General features: G+C 55.0%; 22 protein-coding genes and 1 pseudogene. 9 read left to right on the forward strand and 14 right to left on the reverse strand.

Features of this window, described 5'->3' with window-relative positions; all coding sequences use genetic code 11:
• The 8 genes and pseudogenes from LKE08_RS07375 to LKE08_RS07410 form a co-directional block, all read right to left on the reverse strand.
• Positions 1 to 196: pseudogene (locus LKE08_RS07375) on the reverse strand (calcium-binding protein); the annotation flags it as partial.
• Positions 197 to 982: 786 nt separating this feature from the next.
• Complete coding sequence (locus LKE08_RS07380; RefSeq protein WP_324703566.1) at positions 983 to 2,080, reverse strand: glycerol dehydrogenase; 1,098 nt, start codon at positions 2,078 to 2,080, stop codon at positions 983 to 985.
• A gap of 399 nt (positions 2,081 to 2,479) precedes the next feature.
• Positions 2,480 to 4,810 carry a Fe(2+) transporter permease subunit FeoB gene (gene feoB / locus LKE08_RS07385; protein ID WP_324703567.1) on the reverse strand — a complete coding sequence of 777 codons (2,331 nt, stop codon included), beginning with the start codon at positions 4,808 to 4,810 and terminating at the stop codon, positions 2,480 to 2,482.
• Between the two features lie 67 nt (positions 4,811 to 4,877).
• The gene (locus tag LKE08_RS07390) at positions 4,878 to 5,201 is read right to left on the reverse strand and encodes a diguanylate cyclase (RefSeq protein ID WP_324703568.1); all 324 of its coding nucleotides are present in this window, start codon (positions 5,199 to 5,201) and stop codon (positions 4,878 to 4,880) included.
• 109 nt (positions 5,202 to 5,310) lie between these two features.
• Positions 5,311 to 5,607: a hypothetical protein gene (locus LKE08_RS07395; RefSeq protein ID WP_324703569.1), complete on the reverse strand. Its 297-nt coding sequence runs from the start codon at positions 5,605 to 5,607 to the stop codon at positions 5,311 to 5,313.
• Positions 5,608 to 5,929: 322 nt separating this feature from the next.
• Positions 5,930 to 6,448 carry an EAL domain-containing protein gene (locus LKE08_RS07400; protein WP_324703587.1) on the reverse strand — a complete coding sequence of 173 codons (519 nt, stop codon included), beginning with the start codon at positions 6,446 to 6,448 and terminating at the stop codon, positions 5,930 to 5,932.
• Between the two features lie 42 nt (positions 6,449 to 6,490).
• Entirely contained in the window at positions 6,491 to 8,152 is a 1,662-nt protein-coding gene (locus tag LKE08_RS07405; protein ID WP_324703570.1) for an ATP-binding protein, read from the reverse strand.
• A gap of 346 nt (positions 8,153 to 8,498) precedes the next feature.
• The gene (locus LKE08_RS07410) at positions 8,499 to 8,642 is read right to left on the reverse strand and encodes a hypothetical protein (RefSeq protein ID WP_324703571.1); all 144 of its coding nucleotides are present in this window, start codon (positions 8,640 to 8,642) and stop codon (positions 8,499 to 8,501) included.
• 256 nt (positions 8,643 to 8,898) lie between these two features.
• Here LKE08_RS07410 and miaB point away from each other — a divergent pair, with 256 nt between their 5' ends.
• Genes miaB through LKE08_RS07425 form a run of 3 tightly spaced genes read left to right on the forward strand, consistent with a single transcriptional unit; the run spans position 8,899 to position 12,422 of the window.
• Entirely contained in the window at positions 8,899 to 10,257 is a 1,359-nt protein-coding gene (gene miaB / locus LKE08_RS07415) for a tRNA (N6-isopentenyl adenosine(37)-C2)-methylthiotransferase MiaB (RefSeq protein ID WP_324703572.1), read from the forward strand.
• Positions 10,254 to 11,255 (forward strand): hypothetical protein, encoded by a 1,002-nt coding sequence (locus LKE08_RS07420; RefSeq protein ID WP_324703573.1) that lies wholly within the window; start codon positions 10,254 to 10,256, stop codon positions 11,253 to 11,255. The genes miaB and LKE08_RS07420 overlap by 4 nt, the downstream gene beginning before the upstream one ends.
• Positions 11,256 to 11,264: 9 nt before the next feature.
• Positions 11,265 to 12,422 carry a lactate racemase domain-containing protein gene (locus tag LKE08_RS07425; RefSeq protein WP_324703574.1) on the forward strand — a complete coding sequence of 386 codons (1,158 nt, stop codon included), beginning with the start codon at positions 11,265 to 11,267 and terminating at the stop codon, positions 12,420 to 12,422.
• Positions 12,423 to 12,560: 138 nt separating this feature from the next.
• Here the strand turns inward: LKE08_RS07425 and LKE08_RS07430 are convergent, their stop codons facing one another.
• Positions 12,561 to 13,568, reverse strand: coding sequence for an AEC family transporter (locus LKE08_RS07430; RefSeq protein WP_324703575.1), 1,008 nt, complete (start codon positions 13,566 to 13,568; stop codon positions 12,561 to 12,563).
• Positions 13,569 to 13,620: 52 nt separating this feature from the next.
• Between LKE08_RS07430 and LKE08_RS07435 the strand changes: the two genes are divergently transcribed.
• From LKE08_RS07435 to LKE08_RS07445, 3 genes are all read left to right on the forward strand, one after another.
• Positions 13,621 to 14,331, forward strand: coding sequence for an NAD(P)-dependent oxidoreductase (locus LKE08_RS07435; protein WP_324703576.1), 711 nt, complete (start codon positions 13,621 to 13,623; stop codon positions 14,329 to 14,331).
• A gap of 235 nt (positions 14,332 to 14,566) precedes the next feature.
• Positions 14,567 to 15,157, forward strand: coding sequence for a phosphate-starvation-inducible PsiE family protein (locus tag LKE08_RS07440; RefSeq protein ID WP_324703577.1), 591 nt, complete (start codon positions 14,567 to 14,569; stop codon positions 15,155 to 15,157).
• A gap of 153 nt (positions 15,158 to 15,310) precedes the next feature.
• The gene (locus LKE08_RS07445) at positions 15,311 to 16,822 is read left to right on the forward strand and encodes an FAD-dependent oxidoreductase (RefSeq protein WP_324703578.1); all 1,512 of its coding nucleotides are present in this window, start codon (positions 15,311 to 15,313) and stop codon (positions 16,820 to 16,822) included.
• Between the two features lie 56 nt (positions 16,823 to 16,878).
• On the opposite strand, the gene LKE08_RS07450 is transcribed toward LKE08_RS07445, so the two are convergent.
• Both LKE08_RS07450 and LKE08_RS07455 read right to left on the reverse strand, forming a co-directional pair.
• On the reverse strand, positions 16,879 to 17,787 hold the full coding sequence (locus tag LKE08_RS07450) for a vitamin K epoxide reductase family protein (RefSeq protein ID WP_324703579.1): 909 nt from the start codon (positions 17,785 to 17,787) through the stop codon (positions 16,879 to 16,881).
• Positions 17,788 to 18,011: 224 nt separating this feature from the next.
• Positions 18,012 to 18,941 (reverse strand): M23 family metallopeptidase, encoded by a 930-nt coding sequence (locus LKE08_RS07455; protein ID WP_324703580.1) that lies wholly within the window; start codon positions 18,939 to 18,941, stop codon positions 18,012 to 18,014.
• 612 nt (positions 18,942 to 19,553) lie between these two features.
• Here LKE08_RS07455 and LKE08_RS07460 point away from each other — a divergent pair.
• On the forward strand, positions 19,554 to 20,768 hold the full coding sequence (locus LKE08_RS07460; protein ID WP_324703581.1) for an HhoA/HhoB/HtrA family serine endopeptidase: 1,215 nt from the start codon (positions 19,554 to 19,556) through the stop codon (positions 20,766 to 20,768).
• A gap of 7 nt (positions 20,769 to 20,775) precedes the next feature.
• Here LKE08_RS07460 and LKE08_RS07465 read toward each other — a convergent pair whose 3' ends face one another.
• Complete coding sequence (locus tag LKE08_RS07465) at positions 20,776 to 21,126, reverse strand: DUF760 domain-containing protein (RefSeq protein WP_324703582.1); 351 nt, start codon at positions 21,124 to 21,126, stop codon at positions 20,776 to 20,778.
• A 38-nt stretch (positions 21,127 to 21,164) separates the two neighbouring features.
• Entirely contained in the window at positions 21,165 to 21,698 is a 534-nt protein-coding gene (gene scpB, locus LKE08_RS07470) for an SMC-Scp complex subunit ScpB (protein ID WP_324703583.1), read from the reverse strand.
• Between the two features lie 455 nt (positions 21,699 to 22,153).
• Between scpB and purB the strand changes: the two genes are divergently transcribed.
• Both purB and LKE08_RS07480 read left to right on the forward strand, forming a co-directional pair.
• Entirely contained in the window at positions 22,154 to 23,449 is a 1,296-nt protein-coding gene (gene purB, locus LKE08_RS07475) for an adenylosuccinate lyase (RefSeq protein ID WP_324703584.1), read from the forward strand.
• Between the two features lie 152 nt (positions 23,450 to 23,601).
• Positions 23,602 to 24,324: a M15 family metallopeptidase gene (locus LKE08_RS07480; protein WP_324703585.1), complete on the forward strand. Its 723-nt coding sequence runs from the start codon at positions 23,602 to 23,604 to the stop codon at positions 24,322 to 24,324.
• Between the two features lie 267 nt (positions 24,325 to 24,591).
• On the opposite strand, the gene LKE08_RS07485 is transcribed toward LKE08_RS07480, so the two are convergent.
• Positions 24,592 to 25,311, reverse strand: coding sequence for an SH3 domain-containing protein (locus tag LKE08_RS07485; protein WP_324703586.1), 720 nt, complete (start codon positions 25,309 to 25,311; stop codon positions 24,592 to 24,594).
• Positions 25,312 to 25,632 lie beyond the last annotated feature (321 nt).

Below are 25,632 nucleotides of genomic sequence, written 5' to 3' on the forward strand. Positions count from 1 at the left end.
ACATTATACTCCGACGACCGCCGATCAAAATATCATCGTCTTTGCCGCCAAAGAGTTGATTGTCGGTTCCCGCCGAAGCATCGAGGCGATCGTCTCCTATTCCTCCTAACAATTGTTCGTTGCCGGTGGCGAGTAACACGTCATTTCCCTCTAAACCGTAGATGAGAAGATCGCCATCTCCACTACTGCCATCCATCGTATCGTCGTATGGAGTTCCCAGTTGTTGGCCGGCTGCAATATCTTTGATGCTAATATTGAGACCCGGAGCGACTGCGAGATTGTTGTGAGGCAGAAGGGATGTTTCGACAGATACAGAGTCACTGAAGTCGAGTGAAATCATGTTGGTCCGATAGATGCAGTTTGAATTAATGGATGTCAATTTAATGTCCGAATATCGACATCCAAGACGGAAAAGAAACGATTCTAAAAAAATGGAAAATTAAATTTCCCAAAAAATACCAATTTAAAATTTTTTTGGACCCCGACATTAAGAATTGCACCATCCCGATCCGAAATCAATCTATTTTCTGTAAAATTTATCTGAAAATTATAAAGCTCATGTAAAGATCGAGGGATCAATTAACAATTGACGTCCAGATCGGCAAGCCCGAATGCTTTACCTGGACGGGCTTTGAGCGGATCGAAAGTCTTGAATGGCCAATTTTAAAATTGACCAAATCCCCAATGACCCATCTCGAAAAAAACGGTTGATGAGATATTAGGCATCATATATACTTGATGTTATATTATGAATTGATACACTTTGGAGCCGTTCTGGCTGGTATTGCGGGGAGGTACGGCGATCGCCACCGAACCGTACTTGTATTGAGCAATGGACAATGGGCAATCGGTAGGGTTGGTTTGAGATCCCAAAAACGGGGTTGACCGCAGGACAACCCCATAGGAATCGACTTCAAAAGTCCTTTTCACCCATCTAGATTTTGCCGGACTTCGGCAAAAAACGGCCGATCGCCCCCAAAAATCAACGTCCTTTCCGCCGGCGCCCTTCCGCATCGGCGGTACACAGGGCCGCCAGAACCGCTTCCGGGGTGATCTCGCAGGGTTCGTTGTAAATGGTTTCGCCCTGTCCGCAGGCCCGTTCCGCCGCCGACAGCAGGCGATCGCGACTCACCCCTTCGAGTCCGATATCCGCCAAAGTGGTGGGGAGTCCCACCGACTCGCAGAAGCTGAACACGCGATCGATTTCCTCGCTGGGGCGATCGGTCAAAATCAACATAGCCAGCACTCCAAAAGCCACCTTTTCGCCGTGCCAGAATTTCTTCGTTTCTTCCAAAGCGGTAAACCCGTTGTGGATGGCGTGAGCCGCCGCGAGTCCCCCACTTTCAAACCCGAGTCCACTCAGCAACGTATTGGCTTCGATCACCCGTTCCAACGCCGGAGTCACGGCCTGTTGTTCGCAGGCAATTTTCGCATACACCCCGTATTCGAGCAAGGTTTCATAACACAAATGGGCCAGACTAAACGCCGTCATCGGACCCATGCGGCCGGTCATATTTTTTGCCCGTTTGATCTGGCAATCTTCCGCCTCGAACCAAGTCGCCAGGGCATCCCCCATTCCGGCGACCAAAAACCGCACCGGAGCTTCGGCAATAATATGGGTATCTACCAAAACCAAATCGGGATTTCGCGGCAGTATTAAATAGCGCTCCCAAACCCCTTCGGGGGTGTAAATGACCGCCAGGGCGCTGCACGGGGCGTCCGTGGAGGCGATGGTAGGGACGATCGCGACGGGAAGCCGCAAATGGTGGGCGGTGGCTTTGGCGGTGTCGATGGTTTTTCCGCCCCCGATGCCGACGATCAAATCGACCTGTTGACTTTGGCCCAGAGACACCATGCGATCGATTTCGCGATCGCAACATTCCCCCCCGAACCGTTCCAGATAAACCTCAATTGTCCCCCGGGTATACTCTTCGACAAGGGGTTGCATTTTCGGAAAAATAACCGGACCCATCATCACCAGGGCTTTTCGCCCCAAACGGCTCAACTCTTCCCCCAGGAAGCGGATGGCGTGGTTGCCTTGGACGTATCGGGCGGGAAAAATGGCGGTGGTAATCATCATGTTCTCCTCGTTCCCAACGAACGGTAAAATTCGGGTCAAAATGAAGAATAATCAACCACTGCAAACGGAGAGCAACGGGGAGATACAATTGACAGCCTTGCTCCGCCGCGAACTGTCCCCGATGCCCGTCGCTCTGTCTGTTGTCAAACGCTTTCAACTCGAACCCAGACCCCAAACAATTGATGATAAAATTGGCAAATATCATCTCAGTTTTCTACCAACGGAATCCCTGAATTTTGCGGATTCAGACTATAATTATAGTGAAGATTTTAAACCATCGCTTTCCCCAGGTCAATCCTTCATTACAAAAGTTTGCGATCGCACACAGATTTTAACAGACAAAACCGGCTGTCAGTTCCATGATTTGACCCCGGTTAACCCTCCCTGCGGGGGGAACCCTCAATTGTCGCCTCTGACCATCAATCGCACATTTTTCATAGCCAAAATAACACCTGCCATCACCACCCCCAAAACTCCGATCCACAGCGCGGAAGCGACCGGATGTCGCGGGAAAGTCGCCACTTGATAAAACATCACCGCCACCCAATAGGCCAGACCGGTCGTCCACCCGGTGGCGAATAGGGTCCAACCCAAATTCGTCTCTCGGTAAACGGCCGCAGTGGCGGACACGCAGGGAAAGTAAAGCAAGACGAACAGCAAATAAGCGAAAGCCCCCGCCCGACCGTCAAACCGCCTCACCATCTCCCCAAAAGTGCCGACCGCCACTTCCTGTTCCGACGCGGCGAACTCCAATTCTTCTACAGGACCGACATTGAGTCCCAGGGGGTTCAACAACGCCCCCGGCACTTCCGCCAAATTTCCGGGGATGGTGGCGAAGGCGCTGCCCAGACCCCCCCAGAAGTCGAACCCGATTTCAAACGGGCCGTACCCGGAAGCCGTCGCCGTCGATTTTTCCCCGGCCATCTGAGTGTAAATATTGTCCAGAGTGGCGACCATCACTTCTTTGGCAAAAATGCCGGTGAAGATGCCCACGGTGGCGGGCCAGTTTTCCTGCCGGATGCCCATCGGCGCGAAGACGGGGGCGACCGCCTCCGCCGTCGCGCTCAAAACCGACGCTTTGCTGTCCTGGTTGCCGAAGGAGCCGTCGGTGCCGAGGGAATTTAACAAACCCAATATCATCACCATCAAGACGATCGCTTTTCCCGCCCGCAATAAAAACGCTTTCAGCCGATCCCAGGTTCGCAACAACACCCCTTTCAATTGGGGGAGGTGGTAGGGCGGCAGTTCCATAATTAAAGATGACGACTTTCCTCGCAGCAAGGTGTTTTTCAAGACCAAACCGCTGAAGATCGCCGCGGCGATGCCGATGAGATACAAACCGAAGACCACGTTCTGACCGGCCGCCGGAAAAAAGGCGGCGGCAAAGAGGGCGTAAACCGGCAGTCGCGCTCCGCAGGACATGAACGGGTTCATGACGATCGTCATGATGCGATCGCGGGGATTTTCTAACGTCCGGGTTGCGATGATGGCGGGCACGTTGCAGCCAAAACCCAACAACATCGGCACGAAGGATTTTCCCGGCAACCCCACAAACCGCATCAACCGATCCATGACGAAAGCCGCCCGCGCCATGTAACCGGAGTCTTCCAAAAACGACAGAAACAAAAACATGAACCCGATCACCGGGATGAAGGTGGCGACGGTTCGGATGCCACCGCCGGCACCGTCTGCCAGCAAGGCGATCGCCCACCCCGGCAGGCCGAGACGTTCCAGAAATGCAGCCAAACTATCGACAAAAATCGTGTCCGCCGCGATGTCGAAAAAGTCGATAAACGCGCCGCCGATGTTGATGGTAAAGAGGAACACCAGATACATCACCGCCAGAAAAATCGGAATCCCCAACCACCGGTTCAACACGACTGAATCGATGTTGTCCGAAATGTCGGACGCGACTTCCCGGGTGCGATCGGCCGCGCCGAGAAGCAGTTGCCGGATGAAGCTGTAGCGATTGTCTGCGATAATGATGTCGATATCTTCCCGCAAAGTTTCGCGGATTTTTCGCCGCTCTCTTACGACTCGTTTTTCCAACTCGGTGGTCGGAAACTTGGGCAGGGCATCGTCTCGATATTCGAGCAGTTTGACCGCCGTCCAGCGGGGATCGACGTCGGCATCGCAACGGTATTCGATGACCCAGGGGATTAACCGGGCGATCGCCTCTTCGACAACGGCGGGGTAAACGACATAACATTTGGGCACCGGCGGGCGGTCGAGGGCCAGGGCGATCGCCCGCCGCAGCTCCGCCGTCCCCACATCTTGCACCGCCACCGCCTGCAAAACCGGGCATCCCAGGCGTTGCGAGAGCAGTTCGGGATTGATTTGCAGGCCCCTCAATTCGGCCCGGTCCATCATGTTGAGAACGGCGATCGCGGGCCGTCCCATTTCTAGCAGTTGGGTGGTCAGATAGAAATTCCGTTCCAGGTTGGAAGCGTCGATAATGTTGACGATCAAATCCGCTTCCCCCGAGAGCAGATAATCCCGCGCCAGTTTTTCGTCCAGGCCGGTTTCCGAGTCTTCGGCATCCAGGGAATAGACTCCCGGGAGGTCGATCACCGCTATTTTTTGACTCTCAAAGTTGTAGTAGCCTTGTTTGCGATCGACCGTCACCCCCGGCCAGTTGCCGGTCGTCTGGTGAGAGCCCGTCAGGTTATTGAAAACCGTGGTTTTGCCACAGTTGGGATTGCCGATGAGGGCGATGGTTTGATGTTTCATTTTCCGTTTTTATTTCGACTGTCATCTGAAGGGGTTGAAGTGATATTTTCCAATGCCGACCGCCGACCTAAGAGGTATCGGCGATCGCCCTTTCGGAAGCGCAAATGACGCGATCGCGGCCTTCGTGTTTGGCCCGATACAACGCCACATCGGCGGCTTCCACGATGGCCTCCCGCGTCAGACCGTGTTCCGGGAACGCCGCCACCCCGATGGAAAAACTGACGACCCCCAAAGACTGACCCCGATGCTGAATGTTGAGATGCTTCACCCCCTCCCGAATTTGTTCCGCGCGAGAACAACAGGCCTCTAAAGGCGTCTCCGGCAGAATCAATTTCGACCCTTCCGGACAACTCAAATGCAGTAAACCGATCGTCTCTCCCTGGGCCATCATCGGGATGCAGCAATGTTTTGGGGGATAGGGAGGATTGACATTTTTACAAAGGGCCCTGCAGCGATCGTTTGCCACCCCATAGGGCTGACCCAGCCGCAGGGCCATGCAGTCATCGGGGGGGAAAAGTTTTTGGATGGAACTTCCCTCCCCCCAACTCGACATCTCTTCGAGAAAGTTTTTCGATTCGCTGATGGCAAATACCCCCCTCGAGATGGGGAAATAACTGCTCCATATACAGGGAAACGATCGCGTAAGCTTGTTCCCGGGTGTAGCAAGCCTGGAGGCGATCGCTCATTTCGTTGAGCCGGCGAATCTCTTTTAGAGTCCGTTGCAGTTGCGAGTTGATCTGTTGCAGTCGTTCGTTGCTTTCTTGAAGTTCTCCGGTGCATCGTTTCTTCCAGCGCACTATCGAGGTTGTCCGAATATTCGTGGAGCAAATTTTGGAGCTTTTCTCTCTCCCACTGCCAAAGGACGGTACCCGCAAAAATTGACAGGCAGATGCCACCGACGGCCACTATTTTTGTCGAAGAATTTCGATAGGCTGCAAATTTTGGGCGGTGTAAAAAATAACGGTTTGGCATGGGTGGGTATTGGCGGTATCGATCAATGATCGGCTATAAAAATAGCATTTTTTGGATGTTAACCAAACAGCGGTCAATGTTGACTTTCCCCGAAGGGCGAAAACGGCAGTTGAGATGCCCCGAATATTGATCCTCAGTTTCCCTTTATTATTCATCATTTATTTTTTCGAGATCTAGGCTGGAAATAATAAATTCTTCTGCCACTTTGGGAGTCATGGGTTTGCCGAATAGAAAACCTTGTCCGCATTCGCAGTCTAACTGCTGAAGTTTCTGTAACTGGGCGGTTGTTTCTATGCCTTCTGCGACCAGCTCCAAACCCAAATTATGACCCAAAGCGACGATGGCTTTCACGATTTCCTCAGTGGGTTTTTCCAGGCCGAGCAGTCGAACGAAAGAGCGGTCAAGTTTTAAAATATCTACGGGAAGGAAGTGCAAATAATTTAAGCAAGAATAACCCGTGCCAAAATCATCGATGCTCAATTTTATCCCCCTTTTTTTGAGTCGGTGCAAAATAGCGATCGCTCCCTCTCCATCCAGAAAACTACTCTCCGTAATTTCCAGATGCAAACACCTCGCATCTACCCCGGTTTCCCAGAGAATGCGATCGATTTTTTCCGGCAAGTCCGCCTGCAAAAATTGTTGTGCAGAAAAATTGACCGCTGAAATGGTTTATCAGATGTTTTTTGACGACCTCCAATTTTCAAAAATTTAAGCCACGGCTACCCCGATCGAATTCGGTTTTTTTTCTCTGTAAACTTGTCGGATGGGGAGGTTGATTTTAAACTCAGTTCCCCGGCCTACTTCCGACCGACAGCGAATCGTGCCGCCGTGTCCTTCGACCACAATTTTGTAGGCGATCGACATTCCCAAACCCGTGCCTTTGCCCACGGGTTTTGTCGTAAAAAATGGGTCGAAAATTTTCTGTTGAATCTCGGCGGGAATCCCCGGACCGTTATCCGCAATCGTCACCGTTACAGCCGGGGGACTGTCGGAGGCGGAACCCAAAGATGTCTTGATAACAATCCGACTGGGATCGGCTTTTTTCTCCTCGGGGGAGCGTTTTTTGTCGTGGCTTTCTATGGCATCTATTGCGTTGGCAACGATATTCATAAAAACCTGATTCAGTTGGCCGGCATTGCATTCAACCGAGGGTAACTCCCCGTATTCTTTGACAAGTTGAATGCCACAACTACCCGATTTGGCTTGAAAACGATTGTTTAAAATTAACAAGGTACTCTCGATTCCTTCGTGCAAGTTGACCGCCTGCATTTCAGCCCGATCCAGACGAGAAAAATTTCGCATCGAGAGGACGATTCGGGAGATGCGATCGACTCCGACTTGCATCGAATTTAATATTTTTGGCAAATCTTCAACCAGGAAATCCAAATCGATTTCCGAACTAAATTCCTCGACTTCCGGGCGGGGATTGGGATAATTTTTTTGATAAATTTTGATCAGGTTTAACAGATCTTGAATGTATTCTTTCGTACAGGAAATATTGCCGGAAATAAAGTTGACTGGATTGTTGATTTCGTGGGCGATACCCGCCACCATTTGACCGAGGCTCGACATTTTTTCGCTGTGAACCAGCATCCCCTGAGTTTCCTGCAATTCTTCTAGGGCTTTTTGCAGTTGTCGGGCTTTGATCGTCCGTTCTTCCGCCAATTCTTCCACCTGTTGAGTGTAGCGCCCCGACGCCAGCAGATAGGTAGCCAGCAGACTCGTTAAAATTAAACCGCCGAGGAACGTTCCCCAGCTTTGCCAATATTTGTAAGGGGCCAGATATGCCGGCGTTGGCAGTAATAAGAAAAACCACTGCTGATCGCCGCCCACCGATAGCGTCCGCTTGCAAGGTTTCCCCGTCGTCTGAGTTTGTCTGAGTTGGCGAAAAACCCGACCGGTCGAAGAACTCGAAGCAACGCCGAATTCCGGACAAAGCCATCCCCTTCCGGAAAGTTTGGGCGGGTCGAGGCGATCGACAATTAGCCTGTGGGTGTTAAATTCGTAAAACGCCAGGGGTTGAAATTTACCATCCGCGCGCTCTCGGTAGATGTAAATATTGAGATCCTCTAGCACTTGCCCCGGTAAAGTCGCCTCCAGCAGTTCTCCCACCGAGACATTACCCCCGCTAAAATCCGGGTTGCGATCGATTTGTTCTTGTAGGGCGCTTCTCAAGTTCTCCGTTCTTTCTTGCAACTCGATGGCGAGGGTTTCTCGTTCTCGCTGCCACACCGCGATCGCCGCTATGGCAGACAGACACAGACCTAAAGCGATCGCCACCTTGGCCGGCGTATTCCCGGAAGCCTTTTTCTCGGGGCTTTTGGAGACAGATCGCCAAAAACTGTCTCTCTTCTCGGACTCTTTTTTCATTTGTTGCTCAGGGTTATTAGAAATAATTGTCAATTATAGCACCCCGATTCAGGCAATTTCACGACTTTAGAATCTTTATTATCAGGAGATTTGAGAATCTTTGCTAGAGAATTTTAGAATTTTTATCAGAATTGTCCGCCGTCGATCACAATCGGCGCGACGCCAACAACATCTGGGAATTATTATCAATACGATAGCACCCCAACTCGGCCGATTTTATGGATTTTAGAATCTTTTCAGAATTATCCACTCTCGATCGAGGTCGGCAGGGCGCAAACGCAACAAATGGTTTCCGATCGCCATATCGTTTTTAACAAGGCCCGCCAAAATCTAAAATTTCCCAACCCTAATTCTTCCGCATTCCCTTCGAGGCGATCGCCAAAATCAAACCCGTCAGTATGGAAAGCTCAAAATGGGTGTAGGCCGTCGCCACGGTCAAAGAGAGGAGCGCGATCGCACCGACGAGCAAAACTTCAGTCCGCTTCGACATGGGGAACCCCAGATACACCGAACCCCTGAATTATAATAGTGATTTGGCAAGAATTAGGGTGTGGGGTGTAGGGTGTAGGGTGTAGGGTGTAGGGAAAATCCGTAGGGGCAACCGTCCCCGGTTGCCGTTCCCAATGTCCCCGGTTGCCGGTTCCGACATCCCCATTCCCCATCCCCCATTCCCCATCCCCTATTCCCCATTCCCGATTACCCATTCCCTACCACCCCCCCAATTCATCGTTAATACCCAATTGCAGATGACCACGACCCCCCGCAATTACCACATCACCACCTTCGGCTGTCAGATGAACAAAGCCGACTCCGAACGCATGGCCGGCATTTTGGACGAAATGGGGCTCACCTTCGTCGAAGATCCCAACGACGCCGATATCGTCCTGTACAATACCTGTACCATCCGCGACAATGCCGAACAGAAAGTCTATTCCTACCTGGGACGGCAGGCGAAACGCAAGCAGGAGAATCCCAATTTAATTTTGGCGATCGCCGGCTGCGTCGCCCAGCAGGAGGGAGATAGCCTGATGCGGCGGGTTCCGGAACTGGATCTGGTCATGGGGCCCCAACACGCCAACCGCCTGCGGGACCTGTTAGAACAGGTGCTCGACGGGTCCCAGGTCGTCGCCACCGAACCCATCCACATTGTCGAAGACATCACCAAACCCCGCCGGGACAGCGACGTTACGGCCTGGGTTAACGTGATTTACGGTTGCAACGAACGCTGCACCTACTGCGTCGTCCCCGGCGTGCGGGGAGTCGAACAGTCCCGCACCCCCGAAGCCATCCGGGCGGAAATGGAGGAGTTGGGGCGACAGGGTTACAAAGAAGTGACACTGCTGGGGCAGAATATCGACGCCTACGGGCGAGATCTGCCCGGTTCCACCCCGGACGGGCGCCACAAACACACCCTGACGGATTTGCTGTACTACGTCCACGACGTGCCGGGAATCGATCGCATCCGGTTCGCCACCAGCCACCCCCGCTATTTTACAGAACGGTTAATTCGGGCCTGTGCGGAACTGCCCAAGGTGTGCGAACATTTCCACATCCCGTTTCAGTCCGGGGATAATGATATTTTAAAAGCGATGGCACGCGGCTACACCCACGAAAAATATCGCCGGATTATCGATACCATCCGCAAGTATATTCCCGACGCAGCGATCAGTGGGGACGCGATCGCGGGTTTTCCGGGGGAGACGGAAGAACAGTTTCAAAATACCCTAAAATTAGTCGAAGATATCGGGTTCGACCAGTTGAACACCGCCGCCTATTCTCCCCGTCCGGGAACCCCGGCGGCGGTGTGGGAAAATCAGCTTTCCGAGGAGGTGAAAGCCGATCGCCTGCAACGGTTGAATCGGTTAGTGGCGGTGAAAGCGGCGGAGCGATCGCGGCGGTATTGCGATCGCGTCGAAGAAGTGCTCGTCGAGGGGCACAATCCCAAAGATCCGACCCAGGTGATGGGGCGAACCCGGGGCAATCGCCTCACCTTTTTTAAAGGGGATTTGGCGGAACTCAAGGGGCGGCTGGTGAAGGTGAAGATCACCGAAGTGCGGGCATTTAGCCTCACCGGAGAACCCGTCGAATTGTACGCCAATGTATGAGTAACCCAACCTTGAAAAAACTCGGTTTGCTGGCAGTTTTGGGAATCGTGGGCATCGGTGCGATCGCCTGCGATAACTTCCCCCGGACTCAAGCGGAACCGGTCCGAAATGATGATGTCCCCGTCGCCCCCGCCGGTTCCCCGCCGGAGATCGAGGAACGGATTTCCCTGCCGCAACCCGACGAGAATCGGCCCCTGCGGCCGCCGGAGAGCGATCGACCCCTGCCGCAACCGGGAGAAGGCGGCGACTTTTCGCGATCGTCCCATAACACTTGGGAAGTCGTCGATCCCGACCCCAACGGCTTGAACTGTCGGATGGCAGAGGGGATCGAGAACTACGACGAACTCATCACCCGGGATATGACCGATCGAAATTTCAGCTTCGATATCGGCAACTGGCCGGTGGTGGGAACCCTGGAACGGGGAGAAGATTTTCAGATCGAACTCGGACCGGCCGGCTTCGGAGTCGTTTACGATACCGAAGATCGGCCCTGGATTTATGTCGATCGCACCGACGAGGCGGGGGCGCCGAGGAACTGTTTCGTCCGGGCGAACAGCCGTTTTGTCCAACCCATCCCCACTCCCGGCGGTTCTTTGGGCGATCGGCCCCGCCCCCGTCCCATGCCTGCCGCCCCCCAGACGACCCTCCCCCAACCCCTGGAAAACGGCAATTTTGGGCGATCGCCCCATACCACTTGGGAGTCCGTCGATCCGGACCCCGACGGCCTCAACTGTCGCATGGCGGACATCAGCGAGGAAGAACTCAACACCCGCAACGTTTCCCTCGACATCCGCAACTGGCCGGTGGTGGCGACTCTGGAACGGGGGCAAGATTTCCAAACCATTCCGGGTCCAGCCGGGTTGGGCCTCGTTTTTGATACGCAGCAACAGCCCTGGCTGTATGTCAAAACGACCGATAAAAATGGGGAAGCGACGACCTGTTTCGTGCGGGCGAACAGCAGTTTTGTCCGGCCGATCGCGCCCAATTCGATGGAGTAAAATTGCCGGGTGAAAGTTGTCGATTTAGATCCGGTTCCGTTGCTGTCCGCCGATGAAATAATCCGCCAATTGGCGGATTATATGGCACGGTTAGATCGGGTGAGCGATCGCACTTTAATTATCTGCGAAGACGTGACCCGATCCACCCCCATCGCCCAATTTTTCCCGCGATTCCTGCAATTTTTGCAATCCCAATCCCGCCAAATTTCGGTCGTCTTCGCCCTGGGCACCCACCGCCCCATGACCCGGACTGAAATGCTGGATAAATTGGGATTGTCGGAGTCGGAAGCGGGGGCGATCGGGCTTTTCAATCATAATGCCTTTGACGACAGCCAATTAATTGAAATCGGCGAAATAGACGGCGTTTCGGTGAAGCTGAATCGGGCGTTAGCCGGGGCGGATCTGGTGATTTCGATGGGCAGCGTCTTTCCCCATCGGGTGGTCGGATTTTCCGGCGGTGCAAAATATCTCTGTCCGGGAATTGCCAACACAGCGATTATCGACTACACCCACTGGAAAAGTAATCTGTTTCCCGGCGAGGAAATTATCGCAAAAGTCGCCAACCCGATCCGGGAGATATTGCATCGGGTGGGCGCTTTGGCGATGCAAAAATTTCCGGCAACTTTCGTTTCGGTTAATTTCGTCACCCTCCCCGCCGGAATTGTGGGTTTATTCGCGGGGGATTTATTCTCATCTTACCACAAAGCGTCAGAATTGAGTGCGAAATTTTTCTTAAAATCAGTGGAACCCTGCGAGAATTTGTTGGCGATCGTCGATGATAAAAGCGCCGATTTTTGGCAGGCGGCAAAGGCGGTTTATAATTGTGGTGCGATCGTCAAAGATGGCGGGACACTGGTGGTGCGGGGGAAGTTGAAAGAGGGAATTTCTTCAACCCACGGCGAGATGATCGAAACCTTCGGTTATGCCATTCCAGAAAAAATAAAATCCTGGGTGGATTCCGGCCAGTTAAATAACCCCCTCGTCGCCAGCCACATGATCCGTGTCGGCCAGCATTTGCAGCGAATTAAAGTGATTTTATCAGCCGAAGGCATTAGTTGTAAAACCTGCGATCGCGTCCACCTCGGATATCGCGATCCGGCTACCATCAAAGAATCAGAATTCGACTGTATCGTTCATCACGCCACCGACTTAATTTTGAGGGAATAGGGAATAGGGAATAGGGAATTTTAGATTTTAGATTTTAGATTTTAGATTCTCTCAATTCCGAGTTGTAGGGGCAGTGCCTCCGTGCCTGCCTACCCCAAATTCAACCTCCGCTTCCCCCGCCTCCTCCGCCTCCTCCGCTTAAGGTGCGAATAACCACAGCCAGACGGGTAAAGTGAGCAATAAACCCACCGAACCAAAAGCGACGGTGGCGACGGATAAATCGCGATCGAGGCCGTAGGCGGTGGCGTAAATTACCGTCGCGATGGACGGCGGCATTCCCATCTGTAAAACGATCGCCAACCGCGGCCAACCCGTCACCCCGAAAAACATCAAACCCGTCCCCACCACCAAAGGAACCACCACCATTTTAATCGCCAGACAAATCGACGCCCGCCCGAATTCCCGCACGACGCCCAGGTAGCTGAGTTGAAAACCGATCATGATAATCGACAACGTGACGACACCCCAGGCGGACAGCTTCAAACTCCGTTCGGCGAGGTCCGGGAGGGGGACATTTCGGAATAGAAAACCGAAGCCGAAACTCCACAGCGCCGGATTGCCTAAAATCACTGGTAAGATACCTTTTCGGGGTTGATTTGTGGAATTATTTCCGAAATAAGAGGCGATCGCGTAACCGATGCCGTGCAGTCCGGGGCTGGTGGCGAGGGTGTTGTAAAGAACCGCCCACAGGAAATATTCCGGCCCGATCAGGGAGAGCACCACTGGAAAGCCGAGATAGGAGGTATTTCCCACCATCATCGCCAACAAAAAACTGCCCTGCGTCGGCCGATCCCAGGCGGTTTCAAAGGTGGGTTGATCCGGGGCATCTTCGGGGGCGTCAATGCCCGAAGCGATCGCTTTGGTGCGTTCGTCACTGATTTCCAATTCGATCCAGAGGCGGGCGAAGATCGCCCCCACCAACATGGCGATCCACCCGGCGATCGGCGCCACCCAAATGTATCCCGAGATCTTCGCACCCCGCATGAAGGCGATGATGCCCACCGGGACGCCGACCCAGTAGAGAAATTGACCCAGATATTTGGAGGTTTTTGGGGGGAGTTTGCGCCCCAGGAGGAATCCGACCAAAGCCCATCCGATCAGGTTTAAGTATAACCTAAGAATGGGATTTTCTAGAAGAGTGAGCATCGTGCTGAATAGGAGTTAAAATTAAGCTCAATGTAACGTTCCCCACTTGACAATGAGAACAGTTTTGGTCACGGGTGCGGCGGGGCGGATCGGGCGATCGCTCCGCCAAATTTTAGCCCGTCACTATCACTTCCGCTGCTTGGATCTTAAACCCATTTCCGAGGTGGAGGACGCGATCGCGGCGGACGTGACGGATTTCGATGCGGTATTTCGGGCGATGGCGGGGGTGGATGCCGTCATTCACCTGGCGGGAAATCCCGATCCGAAACAGCCCTGGGAGGACGTTTACGGCAGTTCGATCGCCGGGACTTACACCGTTTTTGAAGCGGCGAGGCGGGCGGGAGTCGGCAAAATTATTTACGCCAGCAGCAACCACGTTTCCGGATGGCGGGAGGTGGCGGGGGAGGAACGGATCACCCCGGAGATGCCCGTCCGCCCCGATTCCCTGTACGGGGTGGGGAAAGTGTTCGGCGAGGCGTTGGGACGGTTTTACGCCGACAAATACGGGATGTCCGTGATTTGCCTGCGGATCGGTTCGTTTTTGGACCGTCCCGAGGGCAAGCGCACCCTCAAAACCTGGTGCAGCCCCCGGGATCTGGCGCAACTGGTGCAAAAATGCCTCGATCGCGATCGGTTGGGCTTCCAAATTTTTTACGGTGTCTCGGACAATCCCGGTCGAATTTGGGCGATCGAAAATGCCCGGACATCGGTTGACTATCGACCCCGGGATAATGCGGAATCGGAACGCCATCATATCAATTGAGTCAACGGTAACGCGATCGGCAATTTAATCTATTGTATGTCGCGTCAAAACGTGATAACAGTAACTCAAGGGGATCATATCGCCCGCCCAATCTCGGCGATCGCCGGGACTCTTTTGAGGAAATAAGGTTCAACGAGGTTCGTCCATTCGGGTATCTGAGATCGGATCGCCACCGGTTTTTTGACCCTCTGGTCTCTCAATTTCAATCCCCCATATTTACCCCATCCATTATTCGATGCTCAAAAAATTTTTTCACACCGTTTCGACCGGATTTAAAGACGAAAACTTTATGGAATTAATCCACTGGATCGAGAACTTCGTATCCAAAGTTTTATCCCTGGCATTGATCGCCGTAATCTTGGTGTCTCTGATCGATTTGGTGCGGGTTTTGTCGGTGGATTTGCTCCACTCGGAACCCGTCGGATTTTTCAATACGACCCTGATCGATATTTTTGGATTATTTCTCAATATTTTAATCGCATTGGAATTGTTAGAAAATGTCACCGCCTATTTAAAAAAGCACATCGTCCAAGTCGAGTTGGTCGTGGTGACGGCTTTAATTGCCGTGTCCAGAAAAATTATAATTTTCGACCCTAATAAATATGCAAAAATCGATCTGATCGCCCTGGCGGGTGCGAGCCTTGCCTTGGCGATCAGCTACTGGCTGATCAAGACCATGAACGAAGAACTGGCCCGCAAGCAGAAAAAAGAGGAACTGGCCCTCAGGCAGAAAAAAGCGGAGTTAGCCCGCAGGAAAAAACAACAGGAAGCCTCCCAATCCTCTGTCGCCCAAACGGAGCGATCGCGAGACTCGTCGATCGAATGAAAGCCACAGCCGGACGACGAGCGATCGCCCCGTCTCTCTCCGGAGATAGAAATTCGCACCCGCTCCCCCCGCCGATAGATAAGCCCGGTCGCCCGCCCTCCCTACAATGTCGTTGTTATCAAACAGTTATCAAATGACGTGGAGGAACCCCCCATGAGCGGCCTACCCGGAAAAGCTGCCTCCTTTTGGATCGCTTCGACCCCAGAAACCAATTATCCCGCCCTCACCCGAGATCTCTCCGTTGATGTCGCCATCGTCGGGGCGGGTCTGGTGGGCATCACCGCCGCCAAACTGCTCAAACAGGCCGGCAAAACCGTCGCCGTCTTGGAGTCCGATCGCATCTCCCGCGGCACATCCGGCCACACCACCGCCAAACTCACCTCCCAACACCATCTCATCTACGCCGACCTGATCGAAAAAATCGGCGCGGACGGCGCGGGCCTCTACGGAGAATCCAACCAAGCCGCGGTCGAACAGGTAGCCTCCTTCGTCGCCGCAGAAAATATCGACTGCGATTTTGAACGCAAAAACGCCCACGTCTACGCCACCACGGCCGGCGATCGCGAAAAAATCGAGGCGGAAGTGGAAGCGGCCCTCAAACTGGGGCTACCCGCCTCCTTCGTGACGGAAGCCAACCTCCCCTTCCCCATCACCGGCGCCGTCCGATTTGACAATCAGGCCCAATTCCACCCCCGCAAATACATCCTGCACCTGGCGAAAACCGTCCACGGGGATGGCAGCGTCATCTGCGAAAATACCCGGGTCATGACCGTCGAAGAAGAACAGCCCTGCCGCGTGATCACCAAAAACGGCCCCACCGTCACCGCGACCGATGTCATCGTCGCCACCAATCTGCCGATCCTCGACCAGGGCCTCTATTTCGCCAAATCCTACCCCAAACGGTCCTACCTGATCGGCGCCCGCATCGACGCGGACAAAGATCCCGGCGGGATGTTCATCGGGGCGGGCGAGATCACCAAATCCATCCGCACCACCCCCCACCCCGATGGCGGTCTGTTGCTGTTGGTCGGCGGCGGGGGACACAAGGTCGGGGAAGCCTCCGACACCGACGACCGCTACCGGCGCCTGGACGAATTCGTGCGAAGCCAGTTCGGCGTCCCCACCGAATACCGCTGGTCCACCCAGGACATGGTGTCCTTCGATCGCCTCCCCTACATCGGCCGGCTGACCCCCGCCAACAACCACATCTACGTGGCTACGGCTTTCAGCCTCTGGGGCATGAGCAAATCCACCCTCTCGGCGATGATCCTCTCCGACCTGATTTTGGGGGTCAAAAATCCCTGGGCCGACCTTTACGACTCCCTGCGCCCCACCCCCTTCGTCAGCCAAGAATCCGTCAAAGAGAATTTGGACGTGGGGATGCGCTGGTTCGGCGATCGTCTCAAAGGCCTGTTCAAATCCCCCGACGATCTCTCCCCCGGCAACGCCGAATTGATGACCGTCAACGGCAACAAGATCGCCGCCTACTGCGACGAAGCCGGACACCTGCACCAAGTCTCCGCCGTCTGCCCCCACCTCGCCTGCATCGTCGCCTGGAACCCCGCCGAGAAGAGTTGGGACTGCCCCTGCCACGGTTCCCGCTTCGACATTGACGGCCAACTGCTGCGGGGACCGGCGGTCAAAGATTTACACCGGGAAAATTAATAATTAACAATTAATAATTATTAATTCCCGATTCCCGACTCCCGACTCCCGACTCCCTAATTGCCAAAATCTCGGGGGCCCGTGTAACCGCTGAGGTCGGCCAACTCTTGCAGCGAGATGACGCCGGAATACATTTGGCCGTCGATTTCCCACGTCGGATAGGCCCGAACTCCTTTTGACCGACACAGGTCTGGCTGCGGATCTTGACCCGCCGCGTCGCATTCGACGTAGGGGATAGCCGCGGCGGCTTGGCGTCCGAACAATTCTTTTTGGGTTTTGCAGGCGGCGCACCAGAACGCCCCGTACATGACGGCATCCACGTCGGTCAGGTGTTCGGCGAGGGCGATATTGGAGGGGTTGGAGGTCGTGGAGATGTTGTAACTTCCCTGGCCTCCTTCTCCGAGGGAGGGGTTGTTAATGGGGGCGTAAACGGCCAGGGTGCCAATGATCGTCGCCATCGCCACGATGAGGCCGATAAAAACCAGTTGTCCGACGTCGTCCCAGTCGCGGCCGACGAGGGTTAGCACCAGCAAACTCAGCGCGGCGATCGCGGAGGCGATACAGTAGACGCACAGCGACTGAATTTCAAAAGCCATGATATACATCAGATAGCCGCTGAAGATCGCCATCGACGCCGACCCGACGAACATCAGCAGCCAGGTCCAGTGTTCCAGCTTCGTCCGCAACCCTTTCTGGGTTTCCGCATTGACGAACAGCGGCGCCACCGCCATGACGATCATGTAAACGTAAGCCAAAAAGCCGAACAGGGCCAGCGGCAGGCCGAACACTTCCGCATAGGGGCTCTCCAACACCTTGTCGCAGCCCTCCACGGGACAGGCGGCGGTTCCCCCGGCCAGTTTCGTCGCCGCCAGGTAGGCGGTGATCGCGGCGCCGAAGGCTCCGATCCCGGCGATGATGAAGCGGGATTTTTGCTGAATCCAGGGGGTCGAACGTTGGCGAATCATCGATGATTGTCTCCTGTCGGTCGGGATGTTAATAATACGCTTCGGTGAAGGGCGGTGATATCCGGGTTCACCAAAATATAGCAATTTTCCATGGGATTGAGATTCATCCGGCTCGGAGAGTGTGCGGAATGTGAAATGTTTCTCCCCGCCGAATTTCTACAGGGGTTCCCCGGCTTCTTTTTTCCATTTCCCACGTCCGATTTTCTCAAAACATCGGTTCGGTCTTATCGTCCGCGATCGCGGCGGCTGTACCAGCGATCCGAATTGCCCAGATCCAGATAGGGGTCGGGATCTTCGGCGACCCATCCCAGATCCGAATTGTAGCGAATTTCAAAGTGCAGGTGGGGGCGATCGCCGTCCGGTCTGCCACTCTGTCCGACGGCCCCCAAACGCTGGCCCGAAGCCAAACGCTGGCCGGCCCGGACGCTCATCTCCGAAAGGTGGGCGTAGCGAGTTTGTTTGCCCTGGGCGTGGTTGACCACCACCACGTTGCCGTAGCCCTCCCGGAATCCGGCGAAGGCCACCACCCCCTCGACCACGGACAAAACCGGCGTGCCCACCGCCGCGGCCAGGTCGATGCCCCCGTGGAAGACGACCTCCCCCGTGCCGGGGTGCAACTGCCACCCGTAGCGAAATGCCACCGTCGCCGGGATCGGCAGCGGGGAACCGGACCTGACGGCGGGGGCGGGTGGCGCGGTGCCCCCGGGAGTCCAGTTCACCCCCGGGACGAACACCACGGCGGGGTTGCGATCGCAGCCGTTCACCTCAAAAATGACGTCGGCCCGCGCCCCGTGAGTGCGGGCGATCTCCTGCCAGGTCTGCCCGGGCCGCACCTCGACGCGAATTCCGTTGTAGGGGGGGACGACAATTTCTTCTCCGGCTGGGGCTTCACCGCCCCGCAGGCTGGGGTTCATGCCCATCAGCGTCGCCGGGATCAGGTCGTATTGTCGGGCGATACTTTCGAGGGTTTCCCCCGGGGCGATGCGATGGCGGCGGAGGCGGGAGAGTACCGGGACGGGGCAGACTGCCTCGGCTTCCCGGAAAAAGAGATCTGCCGTCGCCGGGGGGGCAATCGCCAAACCGGACAGACTCGATATCGCAGTCCATATCCAAACCGGCCAGTAGCGTGAGAGCGAAAGCAGTCGGAAGATCATAATTGATAATTGATCATTGATAATTGATAATTGATAATTGTCAATTTTTCCCGACACCCCGACTCCGGGCGGATCTCATGGGATTGAAAATTGCCGGACCGGCAGAATTGACGGGGAGCGTGTCAAATCAGTGGGCGCGGGGGAATCGGGACTCCCGGAGAATCGCCCCCACATCATATCAAATTCTTCCGGTCGGATGCCGTCGCCCCGCCGGGATCGCTTTCGGCTACGGGCTTTCAGCTTTCAGCCGACCGCCCGCGACGGCGAAAATTCCAGCCTTCTGCCTCCCCCGAACCGATGGAAATTTGACGAGAGGTTGAAGATTTTGGGATTAGAGGGGATATTAGTAAATAGAGAATGGCTTGATATCAAGCTCATTGCGTCCTCGCGACTCCGGACGCGACTCCCAATTTCTGCGAGAGAGTCGAGTTTCGAGAATCGGCGCGGGGAATCGGTGTGAAGCCCTCGGCTCAATTCAATCTCCATCGGAACAGCGATCGCCGTTCGGTTTGGGATCGTGGCTTTCTCCACAACGATTTCCCCCGGCGGTCAATTCCCGACGACTCCGGTGGATGTTTTAGTAGAGACGACCGATCGGGTCGGAACGTAGAGATGGACTTATCTTTCAAACAGTTGACTGTATATTTGGCTTTACTTTCCATCGGGGGCGGTACGGGGTGGCTCGGCTCTCGTCATTTGCACGGCAATTATCCGGCATCCAATTCTCCGGCCGTTCCGGTTGTCCGGCCCGTTGCGCCCCAGACGCAACTTCCGATGCCGGAAAGTCGGGTCGTCGATCGCAGCAGCCCCAATTTCATTGCCGAAGCGGTGGAGCGGGTGGGGCCGTCGGTGATCCGCATCGACGCGGCCCGCAGAGTGGCCAAAAACGTGCCGGATGCCTTCAACAATCCCCTGTTCAAGCGGTTTTTCGGCGATCGCGTTCCCCCCGAACACGAACGGCTGCAGCGGGGGACCGGTTCGGGGTTCATCATCAGCTCCGACGGCCGTCTGATTACGAATGCCCACGTCGTGGATGGGGCGGACGTGGTGCGGGTGACGCTCAAGGACGGCCAGGTGTTCGAGGGCCGGGTCAAGGGGGTGGACGATCTCACCGACATCGCGGTCGTCCAAATTGAGGCGCGGGACCTGCCCACGGCGCCCATCGGCACCTCCGACCGCATCGTTGCCGGCCAGTGGGCGATCGCCATCGGCAACCCCCTCGGCTTGGATAATACCGTCACCGTCGGCATCATCAGCGCCACGGGGCGATCGAGTTCCCAGGTCGGCATCCCCGATAAGCGGGTGCGCTTCATCCAGACGGACGCGGCCATCAATCCGGGCAACTCCGGCGGACCCCTGTTGAACGATCGCGGCCAGGTGATCGGTGTCAACACCGCCATCCGGGCGAATGCCCAGGGGTTGGGATTTGCCATTCCCATCGAAACGGCCCTGCGGATCGCTGACCAGCTATTTGAAAAAGGAAAAGCGGATCACCCTTACCTCGGCGTCAAAATGGTGGAACTCAACGCCACCCTCAAAGAGGAGATGAGCCAGCAACTCGATCTGAAGTTGACGGAAAATCGGGGGGTGCTGGTGGTGCGGGTCGTGGAAGACTCCCCCGCCGCGATCGCGGGTATCGTCAAGGGCGATATCATCCAGAAGGTCGGGGGCATCGCCGTCAACACCCCGACTCAAGTTCAAGAACAGATGGAACTGATCGCGGTCGGTGAAGAGTTGGACGTGGAGATCAACCGCCTCGGCAAAGTTCAAACCCTGAAAGTGAAGGCGGCGACCTTTCCGGCATCAGCCCTATCGGCGATCGACTGACGGCGGCTTAGAAGTCGGAGGAACCGGAGTGGGAGCGGGGGGATGCGGTTCCCGAAATGTTTTCTTCCAGGTGCATCCGCTGTTCCATCTGCCGCAGGAAGTAACCCGTCATCATCGCCGAAGCCAGCAACCCCGCCAGATTTTCCCGGTTTGTGGTGATTTGCACGTCAAAGTCATCCGAAGGCAAGACCCCCACCAACCCCTGGACATTTCTCGAAATAATTTCTTTGATCTCCGGACTCGCAGATTGAGCGACGTGAGCCAAGACATCTGGGTGCTGGTGTTGTAGGTAGCTCAAAAGCGGGTTCTCGGAGGTTTCCTGGTCATTGGACGGAATGAAGTCGGAATTAAAAACCATGAGGTGACTCTGAGTGTCTGGTCTGATGTATTTCCAGTTTAATCGATCGCGCCCGATGGTGAGGGATCGTCTGCCGAATTGGGCCGCAATTGTAGCGAAAGTTGCTGGGGGAGTTGATCGACTTGAAAATATTGGTGGAATTTTTTGCTCACCTGTAGCCAATAGGACCGTCCCTCGGGAGACCGTCGCTTGGTGACGAATCCCAAATGCACCAGTTCCTGGACGTGCTGGTAGGCCCCGGACCCGCGCAACTCCACCAAATCCGTTTGGGTGATGCCTCCATTTAAGGCGATCGCGGCCAGGGTTCGCAGCGCCCCCACCCCCAATTCCGGCGGGACCAAAGTGTGGATCAGGCCGGCGTAGGCCTCCCGCAGTTGCAGGCTGTAGCCCTGGCGGGTTTCGGTGATTTCCAGGGCGCTGTCCCGGTGAGCGTAGTCGGACATGAGTTGGATCAGGGCGTCCTCCGCCGCGGCGCGATCGCACTCCGCCAACTGCACGATCTCCGAAAGGGACAGGGCTTGACCTTTCAGATACAGGATGGCTTCAATTTTGGCGGGCAGGCTGACGGACATGGCGCGATCGGCTAGGGGGCGGGCATGGTAGATTCTAGCGCAATTCCTTTCGCGATCGGGTGTAGGGTGTCGGGTGTGGGGAATAGGGAGTCGGGAGTCGGGAGTCGGGAATCGGAAATTTTAGATTGTAGGGGCCCCTGGCTTGCGCCCTAATTTTAGATTGTAGGGGCTCTGCCTCCGTGCCTGTCCACCCCCAATTCAACCTCCGCTTACCTCCGCTTACCTCCGCTTACCTCCGCTTACCTCCGCTTACCTCCGCTTACCTCCGCTTACCGAAGCTTGACCGTTGCCCCCCACTCCCCCCAGGTGGCGCGATATGTCAGAATAATACGGTTGGATCGGGCGGGGTATCGGTGAAATTTGCTCAATTACCAGACCGACCCGAAGTATCTTAACCCCCTCAGAGCTTGCTGTTGGGAAACCGCCTTTAACAAAATAAAACTTGACCAATCAAGATGATTGAACGTTATACTTTGCCCGAAATGGGCGACCTCTGGACGGACACTTACAAATTGAAAACCTGGCTGCGGGTGGAAATTGCAGCCTGCGAAGCCCAGGCGGAACTGGGCTACATTCCGATGGAAGCCGTGGAAGAAATCAAAGCCAAGGCCAATTTTGACCCCGATCGCGTCCTGGAAATTGAAGCCGAAGTGCGCCACGATGTCATCGCCTTCCTGACCAACGTGAATGAATATGTGGGAGACGCGGGACGCTACATCCACCTCGGACTCACCAGTTCGGACGTTTTGGATACCGCCCTGGCCCTGCAACTGGTCGCCAGCACCGATTTACTCCTCGAACAGGTGGAAAGTCTGGCCCAGGCGATCCGCTACCAGGCGCAGCAGCACCGAAACACCGTCATGATCGGACGATCGCACGGCATCCACGCCGAACCGATCACCTTCGGTTTCAAACTCGCCGGGTGGCTGGCGGAAGTCTGCCGCAACCGGGAACGCCTCGTCCACCTCCGCCAACAGATCGCCGTGGGTAAAATTTCCGGCGCCGTCGGCACCTACGCCAACGTCGATCCGAGGGTGGAAGCGATCGCCTGCCAGAAGTTGGAATTGCAACCCGACACCGCATCTACCCAGGTCATTTCCCGCGATCGCCACGCGGAATATGTCCAAACCCTGGCGCTGTTGGCCGCCTCCATCGAACGGTTCGCCGTCGAGATCCGCAACTTGCAGCGGACGGACGTGTTGGAAGTCGAAGAATATTTCGCCCGGGGCCAAAAGGGATCGTCGGCCATGCCCCACAAGCGCAACCCGATCCGCAGCGAACGCCTGACGGGACTGGCGAGGGTCGTCCGGGGGCACGCGATCGCGGCGTTGGAAAATGTCGCCCTCTGGCACGAACGGGACATCTCCCACAGTTCCGTTGAACGGATGATTTTACCGGACGCCTCCATCGTCACCCATTTCATGTTGGTGGAAATCACCAATTTGGTGAAAAATCTCCTGGTTTATCCCGAAAACATGAAGCGGAACATGAACCTCTATGGTGGCGTCGTTTTCAGCCAGCGGGTCTTACTCACCTTGGTTGAAAAAGGCATGAATCGCGAAGAGGCTTACCGCGTCGTCCAATCCTGCGCCCACCAGGCTTGGAATACAACCGACGGAGATTTTCACGGGTTAATCACCCAAGATCAGACCGTCAAAAATTATCTGTCACCGGAAGAAATCGAAGCCTGTTTCGACCCGCAACATCATCTCAAACACTTGGATGAAATTTATCAGCGGTTGAATATCTGAGAATTGGGGTGTCGGGTGTCGGTCTGGAAACCGGGTTTCTATCTCCAGCGTGGGTTTGAATTCGAGGCACCATCAGAAACCCGGTTTCTCCGCAACCTCCCCCGATTTTTGCCTCTTCTCCGCCATCTTAACTTGAGAATTGGTATTCTAAAATGTTCCCCAGAATTGGCATTTTCATCGGTTCGGTTTTTCTGGCTTTTTTCTCGTCGATTTTCCTCCCTCATTCGACTCCAGAATTGGATAGCATTTCCCAATCGATCGCGGCGGCGGAAGTGGCGCAGAAACCCCCCGGTCTCGTCGAAAGTTATAACCGCGTTTCAAATGCGGATCGATTGGTCGATATCGAGTCGGTCAATCCCAATATTCGCCTCGACATCCGCTATGCAACATCCAATAATTTTTTGGGGCGATCGCTCTACTCCGTCCCCCGATGTCTGCTGAGGGCCGATGTCGCTGATCGCCTTTCCAGAGTTCAGGACGACCTGGAAAATATGGGGTTGGGATTGATGGTTTACGACTGCTACCGGCCCTGGTCCGTGACCCGTCAAATGTGGGAAATCTTGCCCGATTCCCGCTATGTTGCTAATCCCTCCCGGGGCTCGCGGCACAACCGCGGCGCGGCGGTGGATCTGACGTTGGTGGATCTGAGAACGGGGGAACCGTTGGAAATGCCGACGGATTTTGACGACTTTACCGAACAAGCCGCCCGGGATTATTGGGGCAACGAACCACAAGTCCGCCGCAACAGCGACCTGCTGGAATATAAGATGAAAAAACAGGGGTTTGTTTCTTTAATTACGGAGTGGTGGCATTTCGATGCCGAAGATTGGCAGCGGTACGATTTGCTCGATATCGGATTGGATGAAATTCCTTAGTTTTGGATTTTTTTAAAATAAAAATTTTGGAATTTATAGCGCTGCGCGCGGTCCTCGAGAATCGGTATTAGGGAATCGGTACAACTCAAAGTCCCTTTGAATCGAAGTTTTGAAGTTTTCGAGGTTCCCCCAATGTGTTAACAGGCCGGGAATGATCAATCTCTCTACGACCGACTCCCTTTTATCGGTTTTGTAACTATACGAGCGCGCACTGCTATAAATTTAATTTTTCGCCCTCTTTCAAAGGGAAAGTTGCTGGGGTAAATCCTACTCTAATATTACCAGAAAATCGTATTCAAAGCCTCTGAAATTGGAGTCGAGTTGGAAGGTGTAGGTTCCGGAGGTGGGGAGTTGTCCGCTCCATTTTTGCTGTCCTCCAACCGTTGCCCGGTCTTCGCCGAGAAGTTGTCCGTCGGGGGTGATAATGCGGGGGAAAACGGAGGTTTCGCTTTCGACGGTGAGGGTCTGTCCGGCTTCGGCTGACCGAGTGTAGCTGTGGCTGCCGCCGCCAATAATTTCACCGGTGACCCGGGCGGAATTTCCGCCGGGAAAAAATTGGATCGATTGGACGACGTTGGGGCAACTGCTGCGGGTACGGTTTTTGGCGACCCACCCCGGAACCGGATCGCTGATTTGCAGCCAGCCATTTTGCTCGTCCACGACGGAGACGAAGGTTCCGTTGGGGAGTTGGCCGACGATGTTGCCGTCCTGAACTTGGGGGGCCGATCGCACGTTGAGGGGGGGATCGGGATCTTCGACCACGGCCATGCTGATCTCACATCCACTGGTGGGGGGTTTGACGACCATCGGCCCGACGTCGGGAGTGGCGGAGACGTCGGCCGGGGCGGCGGGAACCGGGGATTCGGTGGCGGGGGGGTTGTCGGGTTCCCCGGGCGATCGCAGTTGGACGGCGATGGCGGCAACGACAACCGCCGTCACCAGTCCGGCGACACCGGCGACGATCAATTGTTGGGGTCGAAAGGACATGAAACCGGCCTCAGTTGGTTCCCAACAATAGTATGGCAGTTGTCGGGTGTGGGTCTTAAAGCGATCGGCTTTCAGGTCTGGGCCGCCAGCAGCTCTTCCCACCACCGGAGTTGTGAAAATTGGGTGATGTCCCGACTATTCCGGCGGTCGATATAACGCCAAAAAAAGGCAATTGAAAGCTCTTTTGGTATTTTTGAGATCGTCGGTGCGATTCGTTCGGGAGTGAAATAGGACTGAAATGCCCGAAATAGCCTCCCGGTAAGGCTTTCACCCCCTCGGGTGAATATAAGGGGCGCACCCCTGACCAGCCTTATAACTGTC

The organism is Lyngbya sp. CCY1209 (assembly GCF_035615495.1).
Classification (GTDB): Bacteria; Cyanobacteriota; Cyanobacteriia; order Cyanobacteriales; family Microcoleaceae; genus Limnospira.

Bases quoted from the DNA above. Each gene is read 5' to 3' on its own strand.
- LKE08_RS07380 (WP_324703566.1), bottom strand. From the start codon at position 2,080: ATGATGATTACCACCGCCATTTTTCCCGCCCGATACGTCCAAGGCAAC.
- feoB (WP_324703567.1), bottom strand. From the start codon at position 4,810: ATGAAACATCAAACCATCGCCCTCATCGGCAATCCCAACTGTGGCAAA.
- LKE08_RS07390 (WP_324703568.1), bottom strand. From the start codon at position 5,201: ATGATGGCCCAGGGAGAGACGATCGGTTTACTGCATTTGAGTTGTCCG.
- LKE08_RS07405 (WP_324703570.1), bottom strand. From the start codon at position 8,152: ATGAAAAAAGAGTCCGAGAAGAGAGACAGTTTTTGGCGATCTGTCTCC.
- LKE08_RS07410 (WP_324703571.1), bottom strand. From the start codon at position 8,642: ATGTCGAAGCGGACTGAAGTTTTGCTCGTCGGTGCGATCGCGCTCCTC.
- miaB (WP_324703572.1), top strand. From the start codon at position 8,899: ATGACCACGACCCCCCGCAATTACCACATCACCACCTTCGGCTGTCAG.
- LKE08_RS07420 (WP_324703573.1), top strand. From the start codon at position 10,254: ATGAGTAACCCAACCTTGAAAAAACTCGGTTTGCTGGCAGTTTTGGGA.
- LKE08_RS07430 (WP_324703575.1), bottom strand. From the start codon at position 13,568: ATGCTCACTCTTCTAGAAAATCCCATTCTTAGGTTATACTTAAACCTG.
- LKE08_RS07435 (WP_324703576.1), top strand. From the start codon at position 13,621: ATGAGAACAGTTTTGGTCACGGGTGCGGCGGGGCGGATCGGGCGATCG.
- LKE08_RS07440 (WP_324703577.1), top strand. From the start codon at position 14,567: ATGCTCAAAAAATTTTTTCACACCGTTTCGACCGGATTTAAAGACGAA.
- LKE08_RS07445 (WP_324703578.1), top strand. From the start codon at position 15,311: ATGAGCGGCCTACCCGGAAAAGCTGCCTCCTTTTGGATCGCTTCGACC.
- LKE08_RS07450 (WP_324703579.1), bottom strand. From the start codon at position 17,787: ATGATTCGCCAACGTTCGACCCCCTGGATTCAGCAAAAATCCCGCTTC.
- LKE08_RS07455 (WP_324703580.1), bottom strand. From the start codon at position 18,941: ATGATCTTCCGACTGCTTTCGCTCTCACGCTACTGGCCGGTTTGGATA.
- LKE08_RS07460 (WP_324703581.1), top strand. From the start codon at position 19,554: ATGGACTTATCTTTCAAACAGTTGACTGTATATTTGGCTTTACTTTCC.
- LKE08_RS07465 (WP_324703582.1), bottom strand. From the start codon at position 21,126: ATGGTTTTTAATTCCGACTTCATTCCGTCCAATGACCAGGAAACCTCC.
- scpB (WP_324703583.1), bottom strand. From the start codon at position 21,698: ATGTCCGTCAGCCTGCCCGCCAAAATTGAAGCCATCCTGTATCTGAAA.
- purB (WP_324703584.1), top strand. From the start codon at position 22,154: ATGATTGAACGTTATACTTTGCCCGAAATGGGCGACCTCTGGACGGAC.
- LKE08_RS07480 (WP_324703585.1), top strand. From the start codon at position 23,602: ATGTTCCCCAGAATTGGCATTTTCATCGGTTCGGTTTTTCTGGCTTTT.
- LKE08_RS07485 (WP_324703586.1), bottom strand. From the start codon at position 25,311: ATGTCCTTTCGACCCCAACAATTGATCGTCGCCGGTGTCGCCGGACTG.